Genomic DNA, 19598 nt, shown 5'->3' with positions numbered 1-19598 from the left:
CCGAGCAGGGCCAGACGGTGCTGATCAGGCACGAGTCGGGCAAGCGGGGGCAGGCGGGGCCCGGCGGGCCGCCGGGTTCAGGCGAGCGGGTCGGGGACGCCGACCGGCCGGAGCAGCCAGCCGAACCCGCCGAGTCCGTCCGGGGCGGTGAGTTCCGCGGCCTCCCCGGCGCTCGCGAGGGCGCGCACGTAGGCCGCCGGGTCGGTGGAGGCGAGTGCGAGCGGGGGGCGTGCGCCGGTGACGCCGAGGGCGTACAGGGCGTCGCGCTGCGTGAGCAGACGCGCGGGCGGGGAGGCCGCCGCGCACGCGTCGAGCGCGACATGCGCCGTGATGTCGCAGGAGCCGTCCGGCACGGGCGCCGTCTCGCGCCCCTCCCGGAACCCGGTGAGCGTGCCGAACGGCGGCCGCGCGCCGGCGGTGTGCGCGTAGTCCACGGCGACCGCGAGCCCCCGCCGCACCCGCCGGACCGCCGCCGCCCAGGCCAGGTCACGGGGCCGTCCGAGCTCCGCGCGCAGCCCGGACTCGGCGGGCAGCGGCCACCACCGGGCCAGCCAGTCCGCGTCCGGCCCCGACACCGGCTCCCCGAGCCGCTCGGCGCCGTCCGCCGCGACGCGCACCAGCCGGGGCACCCCGGCCGCGTCCACCTCGGCGACGTCCACGGGTACGTTGTCCAGCCACTCGTTGGCGAACAGCAGCCCGGTGACCGTGTCCGGCGGCTCGCTCAGCCAGGTGATCCGCTCGTCCAGCGCCGCCGGACGCGCGGCGAGCTCGACGGCGTACCCGCGCGCGCGGGCGGCCACGCCGGCCGGCAGGGCCGCGAGCACCGCGCCGGCCAGCTCGCCCCGCCCGGCCCCCATGTCGACGAAGTCCAGGGCGGCCGGCCGGCCGAGCGCCTCGTCGACCCGGCACAGCAGCCGGGCCACGGCGTGCGCGAACAGCGGGGAGGCGTGGACCGACGTGCGGAAGTGTCCGGCCGGGCCCTCGGGCCGCCGGTAGAAGCCACCCGGCCCGTACAGCGCCTCCCGGGCCGCCTGCCGCCACCCGCGTCCCTCGTGCCCGCTCCGGGCGGTCGCCTCGTCCGTCACCGGAACAGACTAGGCGCACAGGTGATCACTTCCTCCACCTTGCGGAGTACGCCCGCCCCGTGGGGATCGGCCCTCCGGTTGACCCCCGCACTCCCTTCATTTCCCTACTCTGGGTTACGTGCAGCGCCTTTACGACTTTCTCCGCAGGCACCCGACATGGGTCGACGGCTTCTGGGCCGTCGTCCTGTTCGGGCTCTCCGGCGTGAGCGTGGTGAGTCTCAGCAAGGTGCCCGGACACCACATGCCGCTCGTCGGCGGGCTGGCGGTGTCCGCCGTGCTGTGCGTCGTCGTGGCGCTGCGCCGACGTTTCCCCGAGCCGATGCTGCTGCTGGCCCTCACGACCGGGCTGGCCCAGCTCGTCCTGGACATCGAGTCGACCGTCGCCGACTTCGCCATGCTGGTGATCACCTACACGGTCGCGACGATGGGGGCGCGCTGGGCCTCCCGGCTGGCGCTCACCGTCAGCCTGTTCGCGGCCGCCCTGGCCCAGATCCGCTGGCCGGCGGCGCACACCGGTGTGCTGGGCCAGCTCGCGATAGCCGTGTTCCAGACCGTGCCGTTCGCCCTGGCCTGGGTGCTCGGCGACTCCATGCGCACCCGCCGGGCCTACTTCGCCCAGCTGGAGGAGCGCGCCGCCCGGCTGGAGCGGGAGCGCGAGGCGCAGTCCAAGGTGGCGGTCGCCGCCGAGCGCGCCCGGATCGCGCGCGAGCTGCACGACGTCGTCGCGCACAACGTCTCGGTGATGGTCGTGCAGGCCGACGGCGCCGCCTACGTCCTCGACGCCGCTCCCGACCAGGCGAAGAAGGCCCTGGAGACCATCTCCTCCACCGGCCGTCAGGCCCTCGCCGAGATGCGCCGCCTGCTGGGCGTGCTGCGCACCGGCGAGCACCAGGAGACGGGGGAGTACGTCCCGCAGCCGGACGTCGACCAGATCGACGACCTCGTCGAGCAGTGCCGTACCTCGGGCCTGCCCGTCGACTTCAAGGTCGAGGGCACCCCGCGCCCGCTGCCCAGCGGGGTGGAGCTGACCGCGTACCGGATCGTGCAGGAGGCGCTCACCAACACCCGCAAGCACGGCGGGCCCAACGCGGGCGCGAGCGTGCGCCTGGTCTACTTCGACGACGGGCTCGGGCTGCTGGTGGAGGACGACGGCAAGGGCGCCCCGCACGAGCTGTACGAGGAGGGCGGCGCCGACGGGCAGGGGCACGGCCTGATCGGCATGCGGGAGCGGGTCGGCATGGTCGGCGGCACCCTGGACGCCGGCCCGCGCCCTGGGGGAGGCTTCCGCATCAGCGTGCTGCTGCCGCTCAAACCAGCGCACTGACGCTGCCGCACGCCCCCTGTTGACACCTGTCACGCCCCTCGGCGCGACCCCCGGACGACCCGCACGACCCCCCACCCTGATGCGAACGGAAAACGGAAGAGGACCCCGATGACGATCCGCGTGATGCTCGTCGACGACCAGGTGCTGCTGCGCACCGGGTTCCGGATGGTGCTCGCCGCCCAGCCGGACATGGAGGTCGTCGCCGAGGCGGGCGACGGCGTCGAGGCCATCCAGACGGTCCGCTCCACCGGCGTCGACGTCGTCCTGATGGACGTCCGCATGCCGAAGCTGGACGGCGTGGAGGCCACCCGGCGGATCTGCGCCGAGCCCGACGCGCCGAAGGTGCTCATCCTGACCACGTTCGACCTGGACGAGTACGCCTTCTCCGGGCTGAAGGCGGGCGCCTCCGGTTTCATGCTCAAGGACGTGCCGCCCGGCGAGCTGCTGACGGCGATCCGCGCCGTGCACAGCGGCGACGCGGTGGTGGCGCCCTCCACCACCCGGCGCCTGCTGGACCGGTTCGCGCCGATGCTGCCGTCCGGCGCCAAGGAGCCCCGGCACAAGGAGCTGCAGCGGCTCACGGAACGCGAGCGCGAGGTCATGGTGCTGGTCGCCCAGGGCCTGTCCAACGGGGAGATCGCGGCCCGGCTGGTGCTGTCCGAGGCGACCGTGAAGACCCATGTGGGCCGCATCCTGACCAAGCTCGGCCTGCGCGACCGGGTGCAGGTGGTGGTGCTGGCGTACGAGACCGGGCTGGTGCGGGCCGGCGGCCACGGCTGACCGGCCACGGCTGACCGGGCCCGGCGGGCGGCCCGCGTCGGTAGGGTCACCGCCATGCTTCTGTGGATCAACGGCCCCTTCGGGGGCGGCAAGACGCAGACCGCGTACGAGATCCAGCGCCGCCTGCCCGGCAGCGTCGTCTGCGACCCCGAGCACGTCGGCTTCGGCCTTCACCGCATGCTTCCGCCCGGACTGCGCGGCGACTTCCAGGACCTTGCGTCCTGGCGGCAGGGCGTCGTCGAGGTCCTCGACCTGGCCCTCACCGGGCACGAGGGCGTGGTCATCGCCCCGATGACGGTGACCGACCCCGGCCACTTCGCCGAGACGGTCGGCCGCCTGCGCGAACTCGGCCACGACGTGCGGCACTTCACGCTGCTCGCCGAACGCGAGACGGTGCTCAGGAGGCTGCGCGAGCGCGGTCTCGGGCACCTGCTGCGGCTTCCCGGCCGGAAGGGGGCCGGGCCGGGCCGGGAGACCTGGGCGGTGAGCCGGCTCGACCACTGCCTGCGGCGGCTGCGCGAGCCGGAGTTCGCCGAACACCTGTGGACGGACCACGCCACCGTGCCGAGGACGGCGGACCGCATCGCCGTCCTGGCCGGCCTCACGCTCCGCCCCCACCAGGGCGGGCCGGTACGCACCCGGCTGCGGCAGGCGCGGGTGGGCCTGCGCCACATCCGGTTCGACTGAGCCGCGCGCCACACCTCCCGGCTGGGGCGCCCCCCGACTACGGCGCCGCCGGAAGCCGGGTCGCGAAGTCCGCGACCGCCGCCCGCACGTCGTCCGCCGTCCACTCCAGGCCCGCCGAGCCGACGGTGACCTCGGTGCAGGCGATGCCGGGCCCGGCCTCCTGCCAGGCGTTCGCGAAGAGCAGCACCGAGGTCTCCTCGCCCTGCCGCACCGCCGCCTCGGCCACCACCTCGGGCCGGTACGGCAGCCAGACCTGGAACTCATGGGTGTGCGGCACCTCGGGGTTGACCCGCGCCCACGGCAGGCCCGCCTCGGCGAACCCCTCGCGCAGCCCCTGCGCGACCACGCGCGCGTGGCGCACGTACTCAGGCAGCCGGGGCAGCTCCCGGTCCAGTCCGACGAGCGCCGAGAGCGCGGTCGGGAACTGCTGGAAGATCGTGCCGCCGTAGCGGTGGCGCCAGGTCCGCGCGTCCTCCACCAGGGCCGCCGGACCGGCCAGCGCCGCACCGCCGAAGCCGTTGAGGGACTTGTAGAACGACACGTAGACGCTGTCCGCCAGACCGGCGATCTCGTCCAGGGAGCGGCCGAGGTGGACGGTCGACTCCCACAGGCGCGCGCCGTCGAAGTGCACCACCGCGTCGCGCTCCCGGGCGGCCGCCACGACCTCGGTCAGCTCCTCCCAGGAGGGCAGCAGGAAACCGGCGTCCCTGAGGGGCAGCTCCAGCATCAGCGCCCCGAAGGGCTCGGGGAAGTCGCGTATCTCCTCGGCCGTGGGCAGCCGGGGCTCGCTGGTCACGCGGACCGGGCGCAGACCGGCGACCTGGCTGAGCGCGTGCCGTTCGTGCACCTCGGGATGGGCCAGGCCGTGCAGCGCCACGGTGGTGTCGCCGGTGCGCGCCGCCCAGCAGCGAAGGGCGACCTGCTGAGCCATCGTGCCGGTCGGGAAGAACGCGGCGGCCTCCGTGCCGAGCAGCGCGGCGACCCGTTCCTCGAGGGCGGCCACGACCCCGTCGCCGTAGATGTCCGCCGGCTCGTCCAGGTCGTACACATGCGGGGCGGCCTCCTGCAGCAGCGCCAGCTGCTCGCGGACCGTGCCCCGCATGCCCGCGCGTGACAGCACCCGCCGCGCCTGCCGCACGGCGCTCCGGCGCCGCTCGCGCAGCCGCTGTGCCGCCGACCGTTCCTCGTCCTGCTCAGCCGTATCGCTCATGCGGGGGATCATGCCCTGCGCGGCCCCGGCGCGGCAGCCGGGTTTCCCCGCGCCGGGCCCGTGGGGAAACCCACAGCCTGTGGACGGCCGGCCGCCGCAGCACCGGATAGCGTTAACATGACGAGAAATCGTCCGGTACCCAGAGCGGACTGGAACGGGAAGGCCTCCGTCGCGTGAGTACAGTCCACCAGCCAGACCTCAAGGACCGCCCCGCGCGGCTCACCGTAGGCGTCGTCGGCGCCGGACGCGTGGGCCCCGCCCTGGCCGCGTCCCTGCAGCTCGCCGGGCACCGCCCGGTGGCCGTGTCCGGAGTCTCCGACGCCTCCCGCAGACGCGCCGCGGCCATGCTCCCGGACGTGCCGCTGGTGCCGCCCGCCGAGGTCCTCCAGCGCGCCGACCTGGTGCTGCTCACCGTCCCCGACGACGCGCTGCCCGGCCTGGTCGACGGCCTCGCCGGCACCGGCGCCGTACGGCCCGGGCAACTGCTCGTGCACACCTCCGGCCGGTACGGCGCGAAGGTCCTCGACCCCGCCCTGCGCGCGGGCGCGCTGCCGCTGGCGCTGCACCCGGCGATGACGTTCACCGGCACCCAGGTCGACGTCCAGCGCCTCGCGGGCTGCTCCTTCGGGGTCACCGCGCCCGGGGAGCTGCGCCTGGCCGCCGAGGCGCTGGTCATCGAGATGGGCGGCGAGCCCGAGTGGATCAGCGAGGAGAACCGCCCCCTGTACCACGCGGCCCTCGCCCTGGGCGCCAACCACCTGGTGACCCTGGTGGCGCAGTCCATGGAGCTGCTGCGCACGGCCGGCGTCGGCGCCCCCGACCGGATGCTCGGCCCGCTGCTCGGCGCCGCCCTGGACAACGCGCTGCGCTCCGGCGACGCCGCGCTCACCGGACCCGTCGCGCGCGGGGACGCCGGAACGGTCGCCGCGCACGTCGCCGAACTGCGCGAGCACTCCCCGCAGACCGTCGCCGGCTACCTGGCGATGGCCCGCGCCACCGCCGACCGGGCCCTCGCCCACGGGCTGCTGAAGCCGGAGCTCGCCGAGGACCTCCTGGGCGTGCTGGCCGACGGCCCCGACGGCCCCGACGGCATGAACGGCACCAACGGCACCGAGGGGAACGCCTGATGACCACCGCCCTGCTGAGCACCGCCGAAGAGCTGCACGCGCGCGTGCGCCGCGGCCGCCGTGCCGTCGTGATGACCATGGGCGCGCTGCACGAGGGTCACGCCACGCTGATCCGCACCGCGCGCCGGATCGCCGGACCGGACGGCGAGGTCGTCGTCACCGTCTTCGTCAATCCGCTGCAGTTCGGCGCCGGCGAGGACCTCGACCGCTACCCGCGCACCCTGGACGCCGACCTGAAGGTCGCCGCACAGGCGGGCGCCGACGCCGTCTTCGCGCCCAGCGTCGAGGAGGTCTACCCGGGCGGCGAGCCGCAGGTGCGCGTCACCGCCGGCCCCATGGGCGAGCGCCTGGAGGGGGCCTCGCGGCCCGGCCACTTCGACGGGATGCTCACCGTCGTCGCCAAGCTGCTGCACCTCACCCGCCCCGACGTCGCCCTGTACGGCCAGAAGGACGCCCAGCAGCTCGCCCTGATCCGGCGCATGGTGCGCGACCTGAACTTCGGCGTGGAGATCGTCGGCGTGCCGACCGTGCGCGAGGAGGACGGGCTCGCCCTGTCCAGCCGCAACCGCTACCTCTCGCCCGGCGAGCGCCGCACCGCCCTCGCGCTGTCCCGTGCCCTGTTCGCCGGCCGGGACCGGCACGCCGCCCAGGAGGCGCTGCGCGCGCGGGCGCTTGAAGTGCCCTCCACGCACGCCCGCGCGGAGGCGCTGAGCGCCATAGGCGAGTCCCGCGCCGCGGCCGACGCGCACGCCGTCGCCACCGCCGCGCCCGGCGGCCCGGCGGCCGTCCGCGCCGCCGTCCACCAGGTCCTGGACGAGGCCGCCCGGTTCGACCCGCCGCTGAAGCTGGACTACCTCGCCCTGGTCGACCCTGCCGACTTCACCGAGATCGGCGACGGCTTCACCGGTGAGGCCGTCCTCGCCGTAGCCGCCCGCGTCGGCGCCACCCGGTTGATCGACAACCTCCCCCTGACCTTCGGATCCCTCGGAGCCGCCTCGTGACCAGCACAGGCATACGCCCGTCCGTCGCCCACCACCACGCGCCGGCGGGAGCGCCCAGCGCTCGCCCCCGCCTGCACGCGCCCGCGCCCGGGTGGAGCATCTCCGCGGACGTGGTCGTCGTCGGCTCCGGGGTGGCGGGCCTGACCGCCGCGCTGCGCTGCGAGGCCGCGGGCCTGACCACGGTCGTCGTCACCAAGGCCCGCCTCGACGACGGCTCCACGCGCTGGGCGCAGGGCGGCATCGCGGCCGCCCTCGGCGAGGGCGACACCCCCGAACAGCACCTGGACGACACCCTGGTGGCGGGCGCCGGCCTCTGCGACGAGCAGGCGGTGCGCATCCTCGTCACCGAGGGCCCCGACGCCGTACGGCGGCTGATCTCCACCGGCGCCCACTTCGACACCGACGACGAGGGCGGCATCGAGCTCACCCGCGAGGGCGGCCACCACCGGCGCCGCATCGCGCACGCGGGCGGCGACGCCACCGGCGCGGAGATCTCCCGCGCCCTGGTGGAGGCGGTGCGCGCGCGTGGGCTGCGCACCGTCGAGAACGCGCTCGTGCTCGACCTGCTGACCGACGACGGGGGCCGCACGGCCGGCGTCACCCTGCACGTGATGGGCGAGGGCCAGCACGACGGCGTGGGCGCCGTGCACGCCCCCGCGGTGGTCCTGGCGACCGGCGGCATGGGCCAGGTGTTCTCCGCGACCACCAACCCCTCGGTGTCGACCGGCGACGGCGTGGCCCTGGCGCTGCGCGCGGGCGCCGAGGTCAGCGACCTGGAGTTCGTGCAGTTCCACCCGACCGTGCTGTTCCTCGGCGCGGACGCCGAGGGGCAGCAGCCGCTGGTGTCCGAGGCGGTGCGCGGCGAGGGCGCCCACCTGGTCGACGCGGACGGCGTGCGCTTCATGGTGGGGCAGCACGAGCTGGCCGAGTTGGCGCCCCGGGACATCGTCGCCAAGGGCATCACACGGCGGATGCAGGAGCAGGACGCCGAGCACATGTACCTCGACGCCCGGCATTTCGGCGCCGAGATGTGGGAGCACCGCTTCCCGACCATCCTGGCCGCCTGCCGCGCCCACGGCATCGACCCGGTGACGGAGCCCGTCCCGGTCGCCCCGGCCGCCCACTACGCCTCCGGCGGCGTGCGCACCGACGAGCGCGGGCGCACGACCGTGCCCGGCCTGTACGCGTGCGGCGAGGTCGCCTGCACCGGTGTGCACGGCGCCAACCGGCTCGCCTCCAACTCCCTGCTCGAAGGCCTCGTGTACGCCGAGCGCATCGCCGCCGACATCGCCGGCGCGCGGGAGGCGGGCGGCCTCCGCGCGCGCGTGCCCGAGCCGCTCGCACACCCCGAGACGCCCGAGCAGCCGCTGCTGGCCCCCGAGTCCCGGTTCGCCATCCAGCGGATCATGACCCGGGGCGCGGGCGTGCTGCGCTCGGCTGACTCACTCCAGCGGGCCGCCGACCAGCTCCAGCGGCTGCACGCCGAGGCCCGCGACGCCCTGCGGGACAACGGCAAGACCGCCGAGCCCGGCGTCGACACCTGGGAGGCCACCAACCTCCTGTGCGTGGCCCGGGTCCTGGTCGCCGCCGCCCTGCGGCGCGAGGAGACCCGCGGCTGCCACTGGCGCGAGGACCGCGCCGAGCGCGACGACGCACACTGGCGGCGCCACATCGTCGTACGGCTCGGCCCGGACCGGTCGCTGGCCGTCGGCACCACCGACACCGCAGACTTCCCCCCTACCCGGCCCCACCAGCCTTCCCAGGAGCAGTGACAGAAGTGAGCACCGACGACCTTCCCCTCGCCCCGACCGGCGGCTGCGGCGACGGCTGCGCCTGCGGCGCCGAGGGCGACGAGGAGTACCTGGAGTGCGGGCTCGACCCCGCGCTCGCCGAACTGCTGGCCGCCGCCGGCCTCGACCCCGTCGAGGTGGAGGACATCGCCAACGTCGCCATCCAGGAGGACCTGGACGGCGGGGTGGACGTGACGACCGTCTCGACCATCCCCGAGGACGCCGTCGCCACCGGCGACTTCACCGCGCGCGAGGCCGGCGTGGTGGCGGGCCTGCGGGTCGCCGAGGCCGTGCTCTCGGTGGTCTGCACCGACGAGTTCGAGGTCGAGCGGCACGTCGAGGACGGCGACCGGGTCGAGGCCGGGCAGAAGCTGCTGTCGGTCACCACGCGCACCCGGGACCTGCTCACCGCCGAGCGCAGCGCCCTGAACCTGCTGTGCCGCCTGTCCGGCATCGCGACCGCCACGCGCGCGTGGGCGGACGTCCTGGAGGGCACCAAGGCCCGGGTGCGCGACACCCGCAAGACCACGCCCGGACTGCGCTCCCTGGAGAAGTTCGCCGTGCGCTGCGGCGGCGGCGTCAACCACCGCATGTCGCTCTCGGACGCGGCCCTGGTGAAGGACAACCACGTGGTCGCCGCCGGCGGCGTCGCACCGGCCTTCAAGGCCGTGCGGGAGGCCTTCCCGGACGTGCCGATCGAGGTCGAGGTCGACACCCTGCACCAGCTGCGCGAGGTCGTCGAGGCGGGCGCCGACCTGGTCCTGCTGGACAACTTCACGCCCGGCGAGTGCGCGGAGGCCGTCGGCATCGTCGCCGGGCGGGCGCTGCTGGAGGCGTCCGGCCGGCTCACGCTCGACACCGCGCGCGCGTACGCCGACACCGGCGTGGACTTCCTGGCCGTCGGCGCCCTCACCCACTCCTCGCCGATCCTGGACGTCGGCCTGGACCTGCGCGAGGCGGAGTAACACCCATGCTGCTCACGATCGACGTCGGAAACACGCACACCGTGCTCGGCCTGTTCGACGGCGAGGACATCGTCGAGCACTGGCGCATCTCCACGGACGCGCGCCGCACCGCGGACGAGCTCGCGGTCCTGCTGCACGGCCTGATGGGCATGCACCCGCTGCTCGGCGACGGCCTGGGCGACGGCATCGACGGCATCGCCATCTGCGCGACCGTTCCGTCCGTGCTGCACGAACTGCGCGAGGTCACCCGCCGCTACTACGGCGACGTGCCCGCGGTGCTGGTCGAACCGGGCGTCAAGACCGGGGTGCCGATCCAGTTCGACAACCCCAAGGAGGTCGGCGCCGACCGGATCATCAACGCGGTCGCGGCGAACGAGCTGTACGGCGGCCCGGCGATCGTCGTCGACTTCGGCACGGCGACCACCTTCGACGCGGTCTCCGCGCGCGGGGAGTACCTCGGCGGGGTCATCGCGCCCGGCATCGAGATCTCGGTGGAGGCCCTCGGGATCAGGGCCGCCCAGCTGCGGAAGATCGAGGTGGCCCGGCCGCGCAACGTGATCGGCAAGTCCACCGTCGAGGCCATGCAGTCGGGCGTCGTGTACGGCTTCGCCGGGCAGGTCGACGGCGTGGTGAACCGGATGGCCAGGGAGCTGGCCGACGACCCCGACGACGTCACGGTGATCGCCACCGGTGGCCTCGCGCCGGTGGTGCTGGGGGAGTCCTCGGTGATCGACGAGCACCAGCCCTGGCTGACCCTGATCGGACTGCGCATGGTCTACGAGCGGAACGTGTCGAGGCAGTGAAGGGACCGGCGCCCGGTGGGGCGCCGGTTCTCGCCGTTCACACGCGCGGGTGACACCAGACGGGGGAAACCGGGCGGCGACACGCGCGAACACAACGCCCCGATCCGTCACTTTTGTCCGATTAGCGGTAGCGTCTCCGCATGCCCACGCCCTACGGATCCCGCGGCGGCATGGCGTTCGGAGCGGAGGAGCTGCGAGTGCTCCGCCGCGCCCTCGCCCTCGCCCTCCACCCAGGCCGAGCGTCCGCCGAGGACGTCAAGGACTGCTTCCGTCTCGCCGCGTCCCTGGACGAGGCGGTGTGCGAGGCGGCCCGGCTGCGCGCCTTCCTGGTGGCCGACCTCGCCCGGTACCGCGCCGCCCTGCCGGGCACGGCGGCCGGCTACCTCACCCTGCTGGAGGAGGTGCTGGCCACCGGGCACCGGCCGACGCCGGACGACCTGGCCGCCCTGCGGGCGCTGCGCGGGAACCCGAAGGGCGCCGTCCTGCTGGAGCGTTGCCGTGCGCTCGCCGAGCAGGACGTGCGGGCCCGCTTCGCGCAGGGCGCGCGCAAGGTTCCCGCTCCCGCCGTACCGCCCTCCAGGACGCGCCTGCTGGCCCTCAGGGGCGGCGCGGGGGACGAGGTGGCCCGGGAGGCCGAGGAGCGGGAGGAGCCCGCCCGCAAGCCCGCCCCGAAGCCCGGGCAGACCCCTCCCGGGCGGCCCGCCGAGCGCCCCGCGGCGGACCCGGCCCCGAAACGCCCCGTCCCCACGCCGGGCGAGGTCTTCCCGCGCCGCAAGCCGCCCGCGCCGCCCGCCGGCCGGGCACGCTCGCGGGAACTGGCCGCCGGCTGAGCGACGGCGCCCACCCCGCCCCATTCGTCCCGGCCCGCGTGGCTACTCTGGTGTCATGGACTACGTCGCCGCGCTCGTGCCCCCGGTCGTCATGGCCGTGTTCTTCATCGGTGTGGTCAGGGTGATCGTGAAGACCCAGGGCGGGGCCGCCAAGGCCAAGGAGGACGCGGCCGTCGACGCCGCCCTCGCGCGCGTGGAGGGCGGACGCGAGGCCCCCGCCGCGGAAGCCTGAGCCCTCCCGGACCTCCCGGCCCACCCGCCCCTCCGGGCGTACGGCTCCGCGCACCCCACCCGGTGCCGCCGGGCCGTACGCCCTTTTTGTTCGCTTCGGCGGCCTTGGCGCACGTCCGGCAGGCCTTCGGTGGAATCTCCCACTATTGTTCTGAGCTGTGCCTCGCCCATTGGGAGAACTCGAAGACGCGGTCATGACGCGGGTGTGGAAGTGGAACCGCCCGGTGACCGTTCGGGAAGTCCTGGAAGACCTCCAGCGGGAACGGTCCATCGCGTACACCACCGTGATGACCGTTTTGGACAATCTCCACCAGAAGGGCTGGGTGCGCCGCGAGGCGGAAGGGCGCGCCTATCGATATGAGGCCGTCTCCACCCGAGCCGCCTACGCCGCCGCGCTGATGAACGACGCCTGGTCGCAGAGCGACAACGCGGCCGCCGCTCTCGTCGCGTTCTTCGGGATGATGAGCGAGGAACAGCGCCAGGCACTCAGCGACGCCGTACGCATCGTGCAGGGACCGGAAACCGCGCAAGCGCGGGAAGCGGCACAAGCGCGGGAAGCCGCGGAACCCCGCGAAGCCCCCGAAGAGCAGAACCCCGGCGCGGCGGGGGACACCTCCGGGCGATAGCGTCCGCACATGTCAGCAGAACGTCCCGAAGTCCCCGCGAAAGCCATCACCGTCCGGCGGGCCCGGACCAGCGATGTGCCGGCCGTGCGCCACCTCCTCGACGCCTACGTCCGAGACCGCATCCTGCTCGACAAAGCCATGGTCACCCTTTACGAGGACATCCAGGAGTTCTGGGTCGCGGAACGGGACGACAACGCAGAGGTGGTCGGCTGCGGTGCGCTGCACGTCATGTGGGAGGACCTGGCCGAAGTCCGCACTCTCGCGGTGAAGCCGGGTCTCAAGGGCGCCGGGGTCGGGCACCACTTGCTGGAGAAGTTGCTGCAGACCGCGCGCTGGCTCGGCGTTCGCCGCGTTTTCTGTCTGACCTTCGAAGTGGACTTCTTCCAGAAGCACGGCTTCGTGGAGATCGGTGAGACCCCCGTCGACACCGATGTGTACGCGGAGCTGCTCCGTTCCTATGACGAGGGCGTCGCGGAGTTCCTCGGTCTCGAACGAGTGAAACCGAACACCTTGGGCAACAGCCGGATGCTTCTGCATCTGTGATCGTCAATGCCCGCGGTGCCCTATGTCCGAAACGCGCATGTTTCCGGAGCGCTGCGGGCCCCCGGGTCTCTCCCAGGGGTTTGTGTTTTTCCGGCAAAAGCGGTTTGCTTTCCGACGTACTGCAGTACTGCATATAACAGGGGCGGCGAAACGGCGGACGCCGCACACAGCCCTGGCCCGCACGTTATCGATGAAAGGAAATACGGTGGCACAGAAGGTTCAGGTCCTTCTTGTCGACGACCTCGACGGCGGCGAGGCGGACGAGACGGTGACGTTCGCGCTGGACGGCAAGACCTACGAGATCGATCTCACGACGACCAATGCGGACAAGCTGCGTGGCCTTCTCGAGCCCTATGTGAAGGGCGGTCGTCGTACTGGGGGCCGTGCCGCCGGCGGACGCGGAAAGACGCGTCCCGCTTCCGGTGGCAACCAGGACACGGCGGCGATCCGCGCGTGGGCCAAGGAGAACGGTTACGAGGTCAACGACCGCGGCCGTGTTCCCGCGTCCATTCGCGAGGCCTACGAGAAGGCCAACGGCTGATTTCCCCCGCAGGCGGGCGGCCGGGCGTTCGCGGGCCGCAGCCGGGCGCGATGGCAGTGCGTCGCCAGCGTGTCCACCAGTCGTACGAGATCCGGGGCGCCTGTCGGGCCCCCCACGGCCGGCAACGCCGGCAGCGAGGCCTCGGCCTCACCCCCCGGCCCGGGGGGCCGCAGCCACACGGCGGCCCCCTGCACGGAATCCGATCCGCGCCCGGCGCCGGAACCCCGCGCCGGTGGCAGCGCGGCGGAGTGCGCCGCCCCGGGCGGAGCGGGCGCCTCCATCAGGCAGCCTTCGCCCAGCGCCCGCAGCTCGGGCACCAGCCCGCGCCACTCCAGCCACTCCAGCACCCCCGGCAGCTCCTCCGCGCTGCCCGCGGCCACCAGCAGCCGCATCCGCCCGCCCCACAGGGCCACCGGGGAACCCGGGCCGAGGTGCCGCAGCGCCGGGGCGCCCGCCCCGGCCGGCACGTCCAGGACGTCGTAGTGGACCCCCGTGACCAGCATCGGCGGCCGTCCGGGCACGGTCGGCCAGCCGAGTTCGTTCTCGTACCAGTGCCGGTCCCCGGTCTCCGGGTCCAGGCCGTACGCCCGTAAGCCGGGCGGTGCCGGATCGGACGGACGACAGGGGAGGGGGACCGATGAGGTCGCGGGGACCGAGCCAGCCATGCCAGGTGCAACCGTCGCATCCGGCCCGTGGTTACGCTGGGCACCTCGATCGTCGCGCACTGCGCGGGACAGGGGGGCGTGCGGGGGTCCGGGCAGCCACAAGGTTGTTCGCCCATAGCGGAGGGAACCCGGGGGTGCGGCATGGAGTGTCAGTCCCAGCGGGTAAGACATGCCTAGTGGGAGGGGGCGACACGCAGGACGGACGGCCTCACGTTCGCCATCGGCGTACTGGCGACTGGGGTAACTGCCTGGCCTGCGGGAACATCGTCTCGCACCATCGGGTTGGGACAGATGTCGGCGTTCGGGGTCAGGAGGCCATCGACGGTGTCGGCAGTTGGAATGAGCGGTCCCCGCTTGCGGGACTAAGCTGCGGTAGGACAGGGAGGGGAAGTTCCCCCCACTGCCTGACCGCTCTGAGGAGCGATTAACGATGTTCGAGAGGTTCACCGACCGCGCGCGGCGGGTTGTCGTCCTGGCTCAGGAAGAAGCCCGGATGCTCAACCACAACTACATCGGCACCGAGCACATCCTCCTGGGTCTCATCCACGAGGGCGAAGGTGTCGCCGCTAAGGCCCTGGAGAGCCTCGGCATTTCGCTTGAGGCGGTCCGCCAGCAGGTGGAGGAGATCATCGGCCAGGGCCAGCAGGCCCCGTCCGGTCACATCCCCTTCACTCCCCGTGCCAAGAAGGTCCTGGAGCTGTCGCTCCGCGAGGCCCTTCAGCTGGGCCACAACTACATCGGCACGGAGCACATCCTGCTCGGCCTGATCCGTGAGGGCGAGGGCGTCGCCGCCCAGGTCCTGGTCAAGCTGGGCGCAGACCTCAACCGGGTGCGGCAGCAGGTGATCCAGCTGCTCTCCGGCTACCAGGGCAAGGAGACCGCCACCGCCGGCGGCCCTGCCGAGGGCACCCCCTCGACGTCCCTGGTCCTCGACCAGTTCGGCCGGAACCTCACCCAGGCCGCTCGTGAGTCCAAGCTCGACCCGGTCATCGGGCGCGAGAAGGAGATCGAGCGGGTCATGCAGGTGCTGTCCCGCCGTACCAAGAACAACCCGGTGCTGATCGGTGAGCCCGGCGTCGGCAAGACCGCCGTCGTCGAGGGCCTCGCCCAGGCCATCGTCAAGGGCGAGGTGCCCGAGACCCTCAAGGACAAGCACCTCTACACCCTGGACCTCGGCGCGCTGGTCGCCGGCTCCCGCTACCGCGGTGACTTCGAGGAGCGCCTGAAGAAGGTGCTCAAGGAGATCCGTACCCGCGGCGACATCATCCTGTTCATCGACGAGCTGCACACGCTGGTCGGTGCGGGTGCCGCCGAGGGCGCCATCGACGCGGCCTCCATCCTGAAGCCGATGCTGGCCCGCGGTGAGCTGCAGACCATCGGCGCCACCACCCTGGACGAGTACCGCAAGCACCTGGAGAAGGACGCGGCCCTCGAGCGCCGCTTCCAGCCCATCCAGGTCGCCGAGCCGTCCCTGCCGCACACGATCGAGATCCTCAAGGGTCTGCGTGACCGGTACGAGGCCCACCACCGGGTCTCCATCACGGACGAGGCGCTGGTGCAGGCCGCCACCCTGGCCGACCGCTACATCTCGGACCGCTTCCTGCCCGACAAGGCGATCGACCTGATCGACGAGGCCGGTTCCCGGATGCGCATCCGCCGGATGACCGCTCCGCCGGACCTGCGCGAGTTCGACGAGAAGATCGCCGGCGTCCGCCGGGACAAGGAGTCCGCGATCGACTCGCAGGACTTCGAGAAGGCCGCCTCCCTGCGCGACAAGGAGAAGCAGCTCCTGGCCGCCAAGGCCAAGCGGGAGAAGGAGTGGAAGGCCGGCGACATGGACGTCGTCGCCGAGGTCGACGGCGAGCTGATCGCCGAGGTCCTCGCGACCGCCACCGGCATCCCGGTCTTCAAGCTGACCGAGGAGGAGTCCTCGCGTCTGCTGCGCATGGAGGACGAGCTCCACAAGCGGGTCATCGGGCAGGTCGACGCCGTCAAGGCGCTGTCGAAGGCGATCCGCCGTACGCGTGCCGGTCTGAAGGACCCGAAGCGTCCGGGTGGTTCGTTCATCTTCGCCGGCCCGTCCGGCGTCGGTAAGACCGAACTGTCCAAGGCGCTCGCCGAGTTCCTCTTCGGCGACGAGGACGCGCTGATCTCCCTCGACATGTCGGAGTTCAGCGAGAAGCACACGGTCTCGCGGCTCTTCGGCTCGCCCCCCGGCTACGTGGGCTACGAGGAGGGCGGCCAGCTCACCGAGAAGGTCCGCCGCAAGCCGTTCTCCGTCGTCCTCTTCGACGAGGTCGAGAAGGCCCACCCGGACATCTTCAACTCGCTGCTGCAGATCCTGGAGGACGGTCGCCTGACCGACTCCCAGGGCCGGGTCGTGGACTTCAAGAACACGGTCATCATCATGACGACCAACCTCGGCACCCGGGACATCTCCAAGGGCTTCAACCTGGGCTTCGCGGCCCAGGGCGACACGAAGTCCAACTACGAGCGCATGAAGAACAAGGTCTCGGACGAGCTCAAGCAGCACTTCCGCCCCGAGTTCCTCAACCGTGTCGACGACGTGGTCGTCTTCCCGCAGCTCACGCAGGACGACATCCTGCGGATCGTCGACCTGATGATCAGCAAGGTGGACGAGCGCCTGAAGGACCGGGACATGGGCATCGAGCTGTCCCAGACCGCCAAGGAGCTGCTGTCCAAGAAGGGTTACGACCCGGTGCTGGGCGCCCGGCCGCTGCGCCGCACGATCCAGCGCGAGATCGAGGACACGCTCTCCGAGAAGATCCTCTTCGGCGAGCTGCGCCCCGGTCACATCGTGGTCGTGGACACCGAGGGCGAGGGCGACTCCCAGACCTTCACCTTCCGCGGTGAGGAGAAGTCGGCGCTGCCCGACGTCCCGCCGATCGAGCAGGCGGCCGGCGGTGCCGGTCCGAACCTGAGCAAGGACGCGTAACCCTCCGGGGCCGCGAACGCCAAAGGGGCTGCCCCGGGACTTCGGTCCCGGGGCAGCCCCTTTCGCCGTGCGTCAGGACAGCTGGCCGTCGTAGTCCGGCAGCTTGTACGTCCTCTCGGCGTGGCCGCCCGACAGGTCGGTGGCGCTGTTGCCGATGTTGGCGATGATCGTGTAGCCGCGCTTCTCGATGTCGGCGCGCTGGGCGGTCTTGTAGGCGGCGACGTCCTTGAAGAGGTCGAGGAAGCCGCGGACCCGCAGGCCGGAGACCTCGTAGCCGTCGTGCTCGAGGTTCCACTCGGTGGGCGCCTCGATGATGCCCGGGCGGGCGGTGACGAAGAAGAGCGAGACGCCGTGCTCCTGGGCGTACCGGGCGACGTCCAGCACCGGCTTGTTGGCGGGCTGCGGGAAGCTGAAGCCGAAGTCGGTCTCCAGAGTCGTGTTGTCGACGTCGAAGACGATCGCCTGCTTCTCGCCGGGCCCGGCCGCGGCTATGCGGCCCTCCAGGTAGGGCAGGGCCTGGTCCATGACCGCCTGGCAGTCCTTCTGCCAGGTGGCGTGGTCGACCTTGGCGGCGGTGGCGGTGGCGGTGGCGGTGGCGGTGGCGGTGGAGCCCGTGCTCGCTGCCGTACCGGCGGCCTCGGCGGGGGCGGCCAGGGCGGCGAGCGCGGCCGCGGAGACGGCGGTGGCGGATACGCGGCGCGCCCAGGGGCGTCTGGTCATCGGTGGGGGTCCTCTCACGTCCGTGCTGCACGGCAGAACGGTGACTGTCAGGGGCATGATCAGTGCTGAGGGTGGCGCGAGAGGAACCGTAGGGTTACTGAACGGTAGTCGTACAGGGGTCTGCGTCACATTTCCCGGGCCCGGTAGAACGGGATGACGGGGCGTCAGGGACCGGAGAGCACCCCTCGGCGTCAACTGCCGCACCCCTTAAGCGAGTAGCCCACGTCACATTCCGGCGCTCTGGAGGCCGCCCCGGCGGTGACAAGCGGCACAGGGGAAACACCCGGTACTAGGCGGGTTAGTGCTGTTCCGTATAGGGGCAAAGTGGGGCATTTCGTCCAGAGAGTGACGAGGAAAGTGCAGGTCAGGGGCGGTGGTGTCCGAAGAGTCGGTGTCTGTCAAGAAGTGGGTGCTTTTACGCCTGTCTACTACATGACGCCGTACAAGGAGGGCTTTGTGGGTGGATGAGGTGGTGGGTTACCAATGAATGGCCGACGCGGCGAACGCCTGTACGTCGCACGGCTCATCCGTCTCCTAGCCCACGAGGTTTCGATGTTCCAGCGCTTCACGTCCCGTTCTTCGCGTACGTCCTCGCTCCGCACCCGCGTGGCCGTGCTGGCTGCCGGACTCGGCGCCACGGCCGTGGTGGGGACCGGGGTCGCGAGCGCGGCCACCCCGTCGGCCGCTTCCTGGATCGACCCGGTGAAGCAGTACACGCTGTCCGCCAGCTTCATGCAGGACGGCAGCCACTGGGCGCACAAGCACAGCGGTCAGGACTTCGCGGTCCCGACCGGTACCGAGGTCCTGGCCGCGCACGACGGCACCGTCGTCAAGGCCGGCCCCAACGGCGCCGGTGACGGCCCCGCCTACGGCAACGCCATCGTCATCAAGCACGACAACGGCACGTACTCGCAGTACGCGCACCTGTCCCGGATCGACGTCAAGGTCGGCCAGGCCGTCAAGACCGGCCAGCACATAGCCCTCTCGGGCAGCACCGGCAACTCCACCGGCCCGCACCTGCACTTCGAGATCCGGACCACGCCGAACTACGGTTCCGCCGTCAACCCGGTGGTCTTCCTCAAGTCCCACGGCGTGAAGGTCTGATCTACCGTTCCCCGTGGGCGCCTTGATGCGCCTGCGTGACGAGATCCACGGCGACTTCGAGGACGGCCGCGCGCTTCTTCTCGAAGTCGCCTTCCAGGTCCTGCATCACGAACATCCCCGCGTGCAGCGTGAACAGCGCGCTCACGCAGCGGACCTGGTCGACGAGTTGGGCCTCGGGGTCGATGATGATGTCCCTGAGGCCGCGCATCCGGTCCTTGAAGGACTCACCGATGCGCAGCTCGCGCACCGTCGCCTGGTTCTCCTGCATGAACCGGAACAGGGGTTCCGCGGCGGCCAGCGCCTGGCTGTAGCGCCGTACGATCTCCTGCTTGGTCTCCAGCGTGTGCGGCTGACTGCGGCCCCACTCGATCAGGTCCTCGATCGGCTGCGTCAGATCCTCGAAGAGGCTGACGATGATCTCTTCCTTCGTCTTGAAGTGGTAGTACAGGGCCGCCTTCGTGACGTCGAGACGCTCGGCGATCTCGCGCAGGGAGGTCTTCTCGTAGCCCTGCTCGGCGAAGAGTTCGAGCGCCACGTCCTGGATGCGCTGGCGGGTGTTGCCGCGCCGCTGCTGCTTGGTGCCGTCCATGGTGACGCCCATCCTCGTACT

20 protein-coding genes are annotated in these 19598 nt (G+C 72.3%); 15 read left to right on the top strand and 5 right to left on the bottom strand.

All coding sequences use genetic code 11. The features are described 5' to 3' along the window. Window positions 1–77 precede the first annotated feature (77 nt). Window positions 78–1085, bottom strand: coding sequence for an SAM-dependent methyltransferase (locus TNCT1_RS07180; RefSeq protein ID WP_143629559.1), 1008 nt, complete (start codon window positions 1083–1085; stop codon window positions 78–80). A 118-nt stretch (window positions 1086–1203) separates the two neighbouring features. Between TNCT1_RS07180 and TNCT1_RS07175 the strand changes: the two genes are divergently transcribed. The 3 genes from TNCT1_RS07175 (at window position 1204) to TNCT1_RS07165 (ending at window position 3876) form a co-directional block, all read left to right on the top strand. Continuing rightward, on the top strand, window positions 1204–2409 hold the full coding sequence (locus TNCT1_RS07175; protein WP_143629557.1) for a sensor histidine kinase: 1206 nt from the start codon (window positions 1204–1206) through the stop codon (window positions 2407–2409). Between the two features lie 108 nt (window positions 2410–2517). Continuing rightward, window positions 2518–3189, top strand: a complete 672-nt coding sequence (locus TNCT1_RS07170; protein ID WP_143629555.1) for a response regulator transcription factor — start codon at window positions 2518–2520, stop codon at window positions 3187–3189. Window positions 3190–3243: 54 nt separating this feature from the next. Next, window positions 3244–3876, top strand: coding sequence for an AAA family ATPase (locus TNCT1_RS07165; protein WP_143629553.1), 633 nt, complete (start codon window positions 3244–3246; stop codon window positions 3874–3876). 37 nt (window positions 3877–3913) lie between these two features. Here the strand turns inward: TNCT1_RS07165 and TNCT1_RS07160 are convergent, their stop codons facing one another. Continuing rightward, window positions 3914–5086, bottom strand: a complete 1173-nt coding sequence (locus TNCT1_RS07160; RefSeq protein ID WP_143629551.1) for a low specificity L-threonine aldolase — start codon at window positions 5084–5086, stop codon at window positions 3914–3916. Window positions 5087–5259: 173 nt separating this feature from the next. Between TNCT1_RS07160 and TNCT1_RS07155 the strand changes: the two genes are divergently transcribed. The 10 genes from TNCT1_RS07155 to TNCT1_RS07115 all read left to right on the top strand — a co-directional run bounded on the left by TNCT1_RS07155 (window position 5260) and on the right by TNCT1_RS07115 (window position 13543). After that, entirely contained in the window at window positions 5260–6213 is a 954-nt protein-coding gene (locus tag TNCT1_RS07155; protein ID WP_143629549.1) for a Rossmann-like and DUF2520 domain-containing protein, read from the top strand. Continuing rightward, window positions 6213–7214, top strand: a complete 1002-nt coding sequence (gene panC, locus TNCT1_RS07150; RefSeq protein WP_143629547.1) for a pantoate--beta-alanine ligase — start codon at window positions 6213–6215, stop codon at window positions 7212–7214. The genes TNCT1_RS07155 and panC overlap by 1 nt, the downstream gene beginning before the upstream one ends. Window positions 7215–7225: 11 nt before the next feature. Continuing rightward, window positions 7226–8986, top strand: a complete 1761-nt coding sequence (locus tag TNCT1_RS07145; protein WP_143630417.1) for an L-aspartate oxidase — start codon at window positions 7226–7228, stop codon at window positions 8984–8986. A gap of 5 nt (window positions 8987–8991) precedes the next feature. After that, window positions 8992–9969 carry a carboxylating nicotinate-nucleotide diphosphorylase gene (gene nadC, locus TNCT1_RS07140; RefSeq protein WP_143629545.1) on the top strand — a complete coding sequence of 326 codons (978 nt, stop codon included), beginning with the start codon at window positions 8992–8994 and terminating at the stop codon, window positions 9967–9969. A 5-nt stretch (window positions 9970–9974) separates the two neighbouring features. Next, window positions 9975–10772: a type III pantothenate kinase gene (locus TNCT1_RS07135; RefSeq protein ID WP_143629543.1), complete on the top strand. Its 798-nt coding sequence runs from the start codon at window positions 9975–9977 to the stop codon at window positions 10770–10772. Between the two features lie 170 nt (window positions 10773–10942). Next, window positions 10943–11602, top strand: coding sequence for a hypothetical protein (locus tag TNCT1_RS07130; protein ID WP_143630416.1), 660 nt, complete (start codon window positions 10943–10945; stop codon window positions 11600–11602). A 55-nt stretch (window positions 11603–11657) separates the two neighbouring features. Continuing rightward, window positions 11658–11834, top strand: a complete 177-nt coding sequence (locus tag TNCT1_RS35770) for a hypothetical protein (protein WP_174266186.1) — start codon at window positions 11658–11660, stop codon at window positions 11832–11834. A 193-nt stretch (window positions 11835–12027) separates the two neighbouring features. Then, window positions 12028–12459 (top strand): BlaI/MecI/CopY family transcriptional regulator, encoded by a 432-nt coding sequence (locus TNCT1_RS07125; protein WP_235902454.1) that lies wholly within the window; start codon window positions 12028–12030, stop codon window positions 12457–12459. A 9-nt stretch (window positions 12460–12468) separates the two neighbouring features. Next, window positions 12469–13002 carry an amino-acid N-acetyltransferase gene (locus TNCT1_RS07120; RefSeq protein ID WP_143629539.1) on the top strand — a complete coding sequence of 178 codons (534 nt, stop codon included), beginning with the start codon at window positions 12469–12471 and terminating at the stop codon, window positions 13000–13002. A gap of 205 nt (window positions 13003–13207) precedes the next feature. After that, window positions 13208–13543: an Lsr2 family protein gene (locus TNCT1_RS07115; protein WP_143629537.1), complete on the top strand. Its 336-nt coding sequence runs from the start codon at window positions 13208–13210 to the stop codon at window positions 13541–13543. Here TNCT1_RS07115 and TNCT1_RS07110 read toward each other — a convergent pair. After that, on the bottom strand, window positions 13522–14208 hold the full coding sequence (locus tag TNCT1_RS07110; RefSeq protein ID WP_143629535.1) for an SCO3374 family protein: 687 nt from the start codon (window positions 14206–14208) through the stop codon (window positions 13522–13524). The two genes, TNCT1_RS07115 and TNCT1_RS07110, sit on opposite strands and share 22 nt — an antisense overlap. A 430-nt stretch (window positions 14209–14638) precedes the next feature. Between TNCT1_RS07110 and TNCT1_RS07100 the strand changes: the two genes are divergently transcribed. Next, entirely contained in the window at window positions 14639–17164 is a 2526-nt protein-coding gene (locus TNCT1_RS07100) for an ATP-dependent Clp protease ATP-binding subunit (RefSeq protein ID WP_143629531.1), read from the top strand. A 72-nt stretch (window positions 17165–17236) separates the two neighbouring features. Here the strand turns inward: TNCT1_RS07100 and TNCT1_RS07095 are convergent, their stop codons facing one another. Continuing rightward, window positions 17237–17884: an HAD family acid phosphatase gene (locus TNCT1_RS07095; protein WP_143629529.1), complete on the bottom strand. Its 648-nt coding sequence runs from the start codon at window positions 17882–17884 to the stop codon at window positions 17237–17239. Window positions 17885–18436: 552 nt separating this feature from the next. Between TNCT1_RS07095 and TNCT1_RS07090 the strand changes: the two genes are divergently transcribed. Next, window positions 18437–18988: a M23 family metallopeptidase gene (locus tag TNCT1_RS07090; protein ID WP_143630415.1), complete on the top strand. Its 552-nt coding sequence runs from the start codon at window positions 18437–18439 to the stop codon at window positions 18986–18988. 1 nt (window position 18989) lies between these two features. Here TNCT1_RS07090 and TNCT1_RS07085 read toward each other — a convergent pair whose 3' ends face one another. Further along, entirely contained in the window at window positions 18990–19589 is a 600-nt protein-coding gene (locus TNCT1_RS07085; protein WP_143629527.1) for a TetR/AcrR family transcriptional regulator, read from the bottom strand. Between the last annotated feature and the right edge of the window lie 9 nt (window positions 19590–19598).

It is taken from the genome of Streptomyces sp. 1-11 (assembly GCF_007176755.1).
In the GTDB taxonomy this organism is placed as follows: Bacteria; Actinomycetota; Actinomycetes; order Streptomycetales; family Streptomycetaceae; genus Streptomyces.
The sequence above is the reverse complement of the archived record's forward strand: the minus strand, read 5'-3'. Positions and strand labels throughout refer to the sequence as shown.

What these genes read in the sequence shown, in the direction of transcription:
- TNCT1_RS07120 (WP_143629539.1), top strand. Translation starts at nt 12,469, where the DNA reads ATGTCAGCAGAACGTCCCGAAGTCCCCGCGAAAGCCATCACCGTCCGG.
- TNCT1_RS07160 (WP_143629551.1), bottom strand. Translation starts at nt 5,086, where the DNA reads ATGAGCGATACGGCTGAGCAGGACGAGGAACGGTCGGCGGCACAGCGG.
- TNCT1_RS07085 (WP_143629527.1), bottom strand. Translation starts at nt 19,589, where the DNA reads ATGGGCGTCACCATGGACGGCACCAAGCAGCAGCGGCGCGGCAACACC.
- TNCT1_RS07095 (WP_143629529.1), bottom strand. Translation starts at nt 17,884, where the DNA reads ATGACCAGACGCCCCTGGGCGCGCCGCGTATCCGCCACCGCCGTCTCC.
- TNCT1_RS07110 (WP_143629535.1), bottom strand. Translation starts at nt 14,208, where the DNA reads ATGGCTGGCTCGGTCCCCGCGACCTCATCGGTCCCCCTCCCCTGTCGT.
- TNCT1_RS07125 (WP_235902454.1), top strand. Translation starts at nt 12,028, where the DNA reads ATGACGCGGGTGTGGAAGTGGAACCGCCCGGTGACCGTTCGGGAAGTC.
- TNCT1_RS35770 (WP_174266186.1), top strand. Translation starts at nt 11,658, where the DNA reads ATGGACTACGTCGCCGCGCTCGTGCCCCCGGTCGTCATGGCCGTGTTC.
- TNCT1_RS07165 (WP_143629553.1), top strand. Translation starts at nt 3,244, where the DNA reads ATGCTTCTGTGGATCAACGGCCCCTTCGGGGGCGGCAAGACGCAGACC.
- TNCT1_RS07135 (WP_143629543.1), top strand. Translation starts at nt 9,975, where the DNA reads ATGCTGCTCACGATCGACGTCGGAAACACGCACACCGTGCTCGGCCTG.
- TNCT1_RS07170 (WP_143629555.1), top strand. Translation starts at nt 2,518, where the DNA reads ATGACGATCCGCGTGATGCTCGTCGACGACCAGGTGCTGCTGCGCACC.
- TNCT1_RS07100 (WP_143629531.1), top strand. Translation starts at nt 14,639, where the DNA reads ATGTTCGAGAGGTTCACCGACCGCGCGCGGCGGGTTGTCGTCCTGGCT.
- TNCT1_RS07090 (WP_143630415.1), top strand. Translation starts at nt 18,437, where the DNA reads ATGTTCCAGCGCTTCACGTCCCGTTCTTCGCGTACGTCCTCGCTCCGC.
- TNCT1_RS07130 (WP_143630416.1), top strand. Translation starts at nt 10,943, where the DNA reads ATGGCGTTCGGAGCGGAGGAGCTGCGAGTGCTCCGCCGCGCCCTCGCC.
- panC (WP_143629547.1), top strand. Translation starts at nt 6,213, where the DNA reads ATGACCACCGCCCTGCTGAGCACCGCCGAAGAGCTGCACGCGCGCGTG.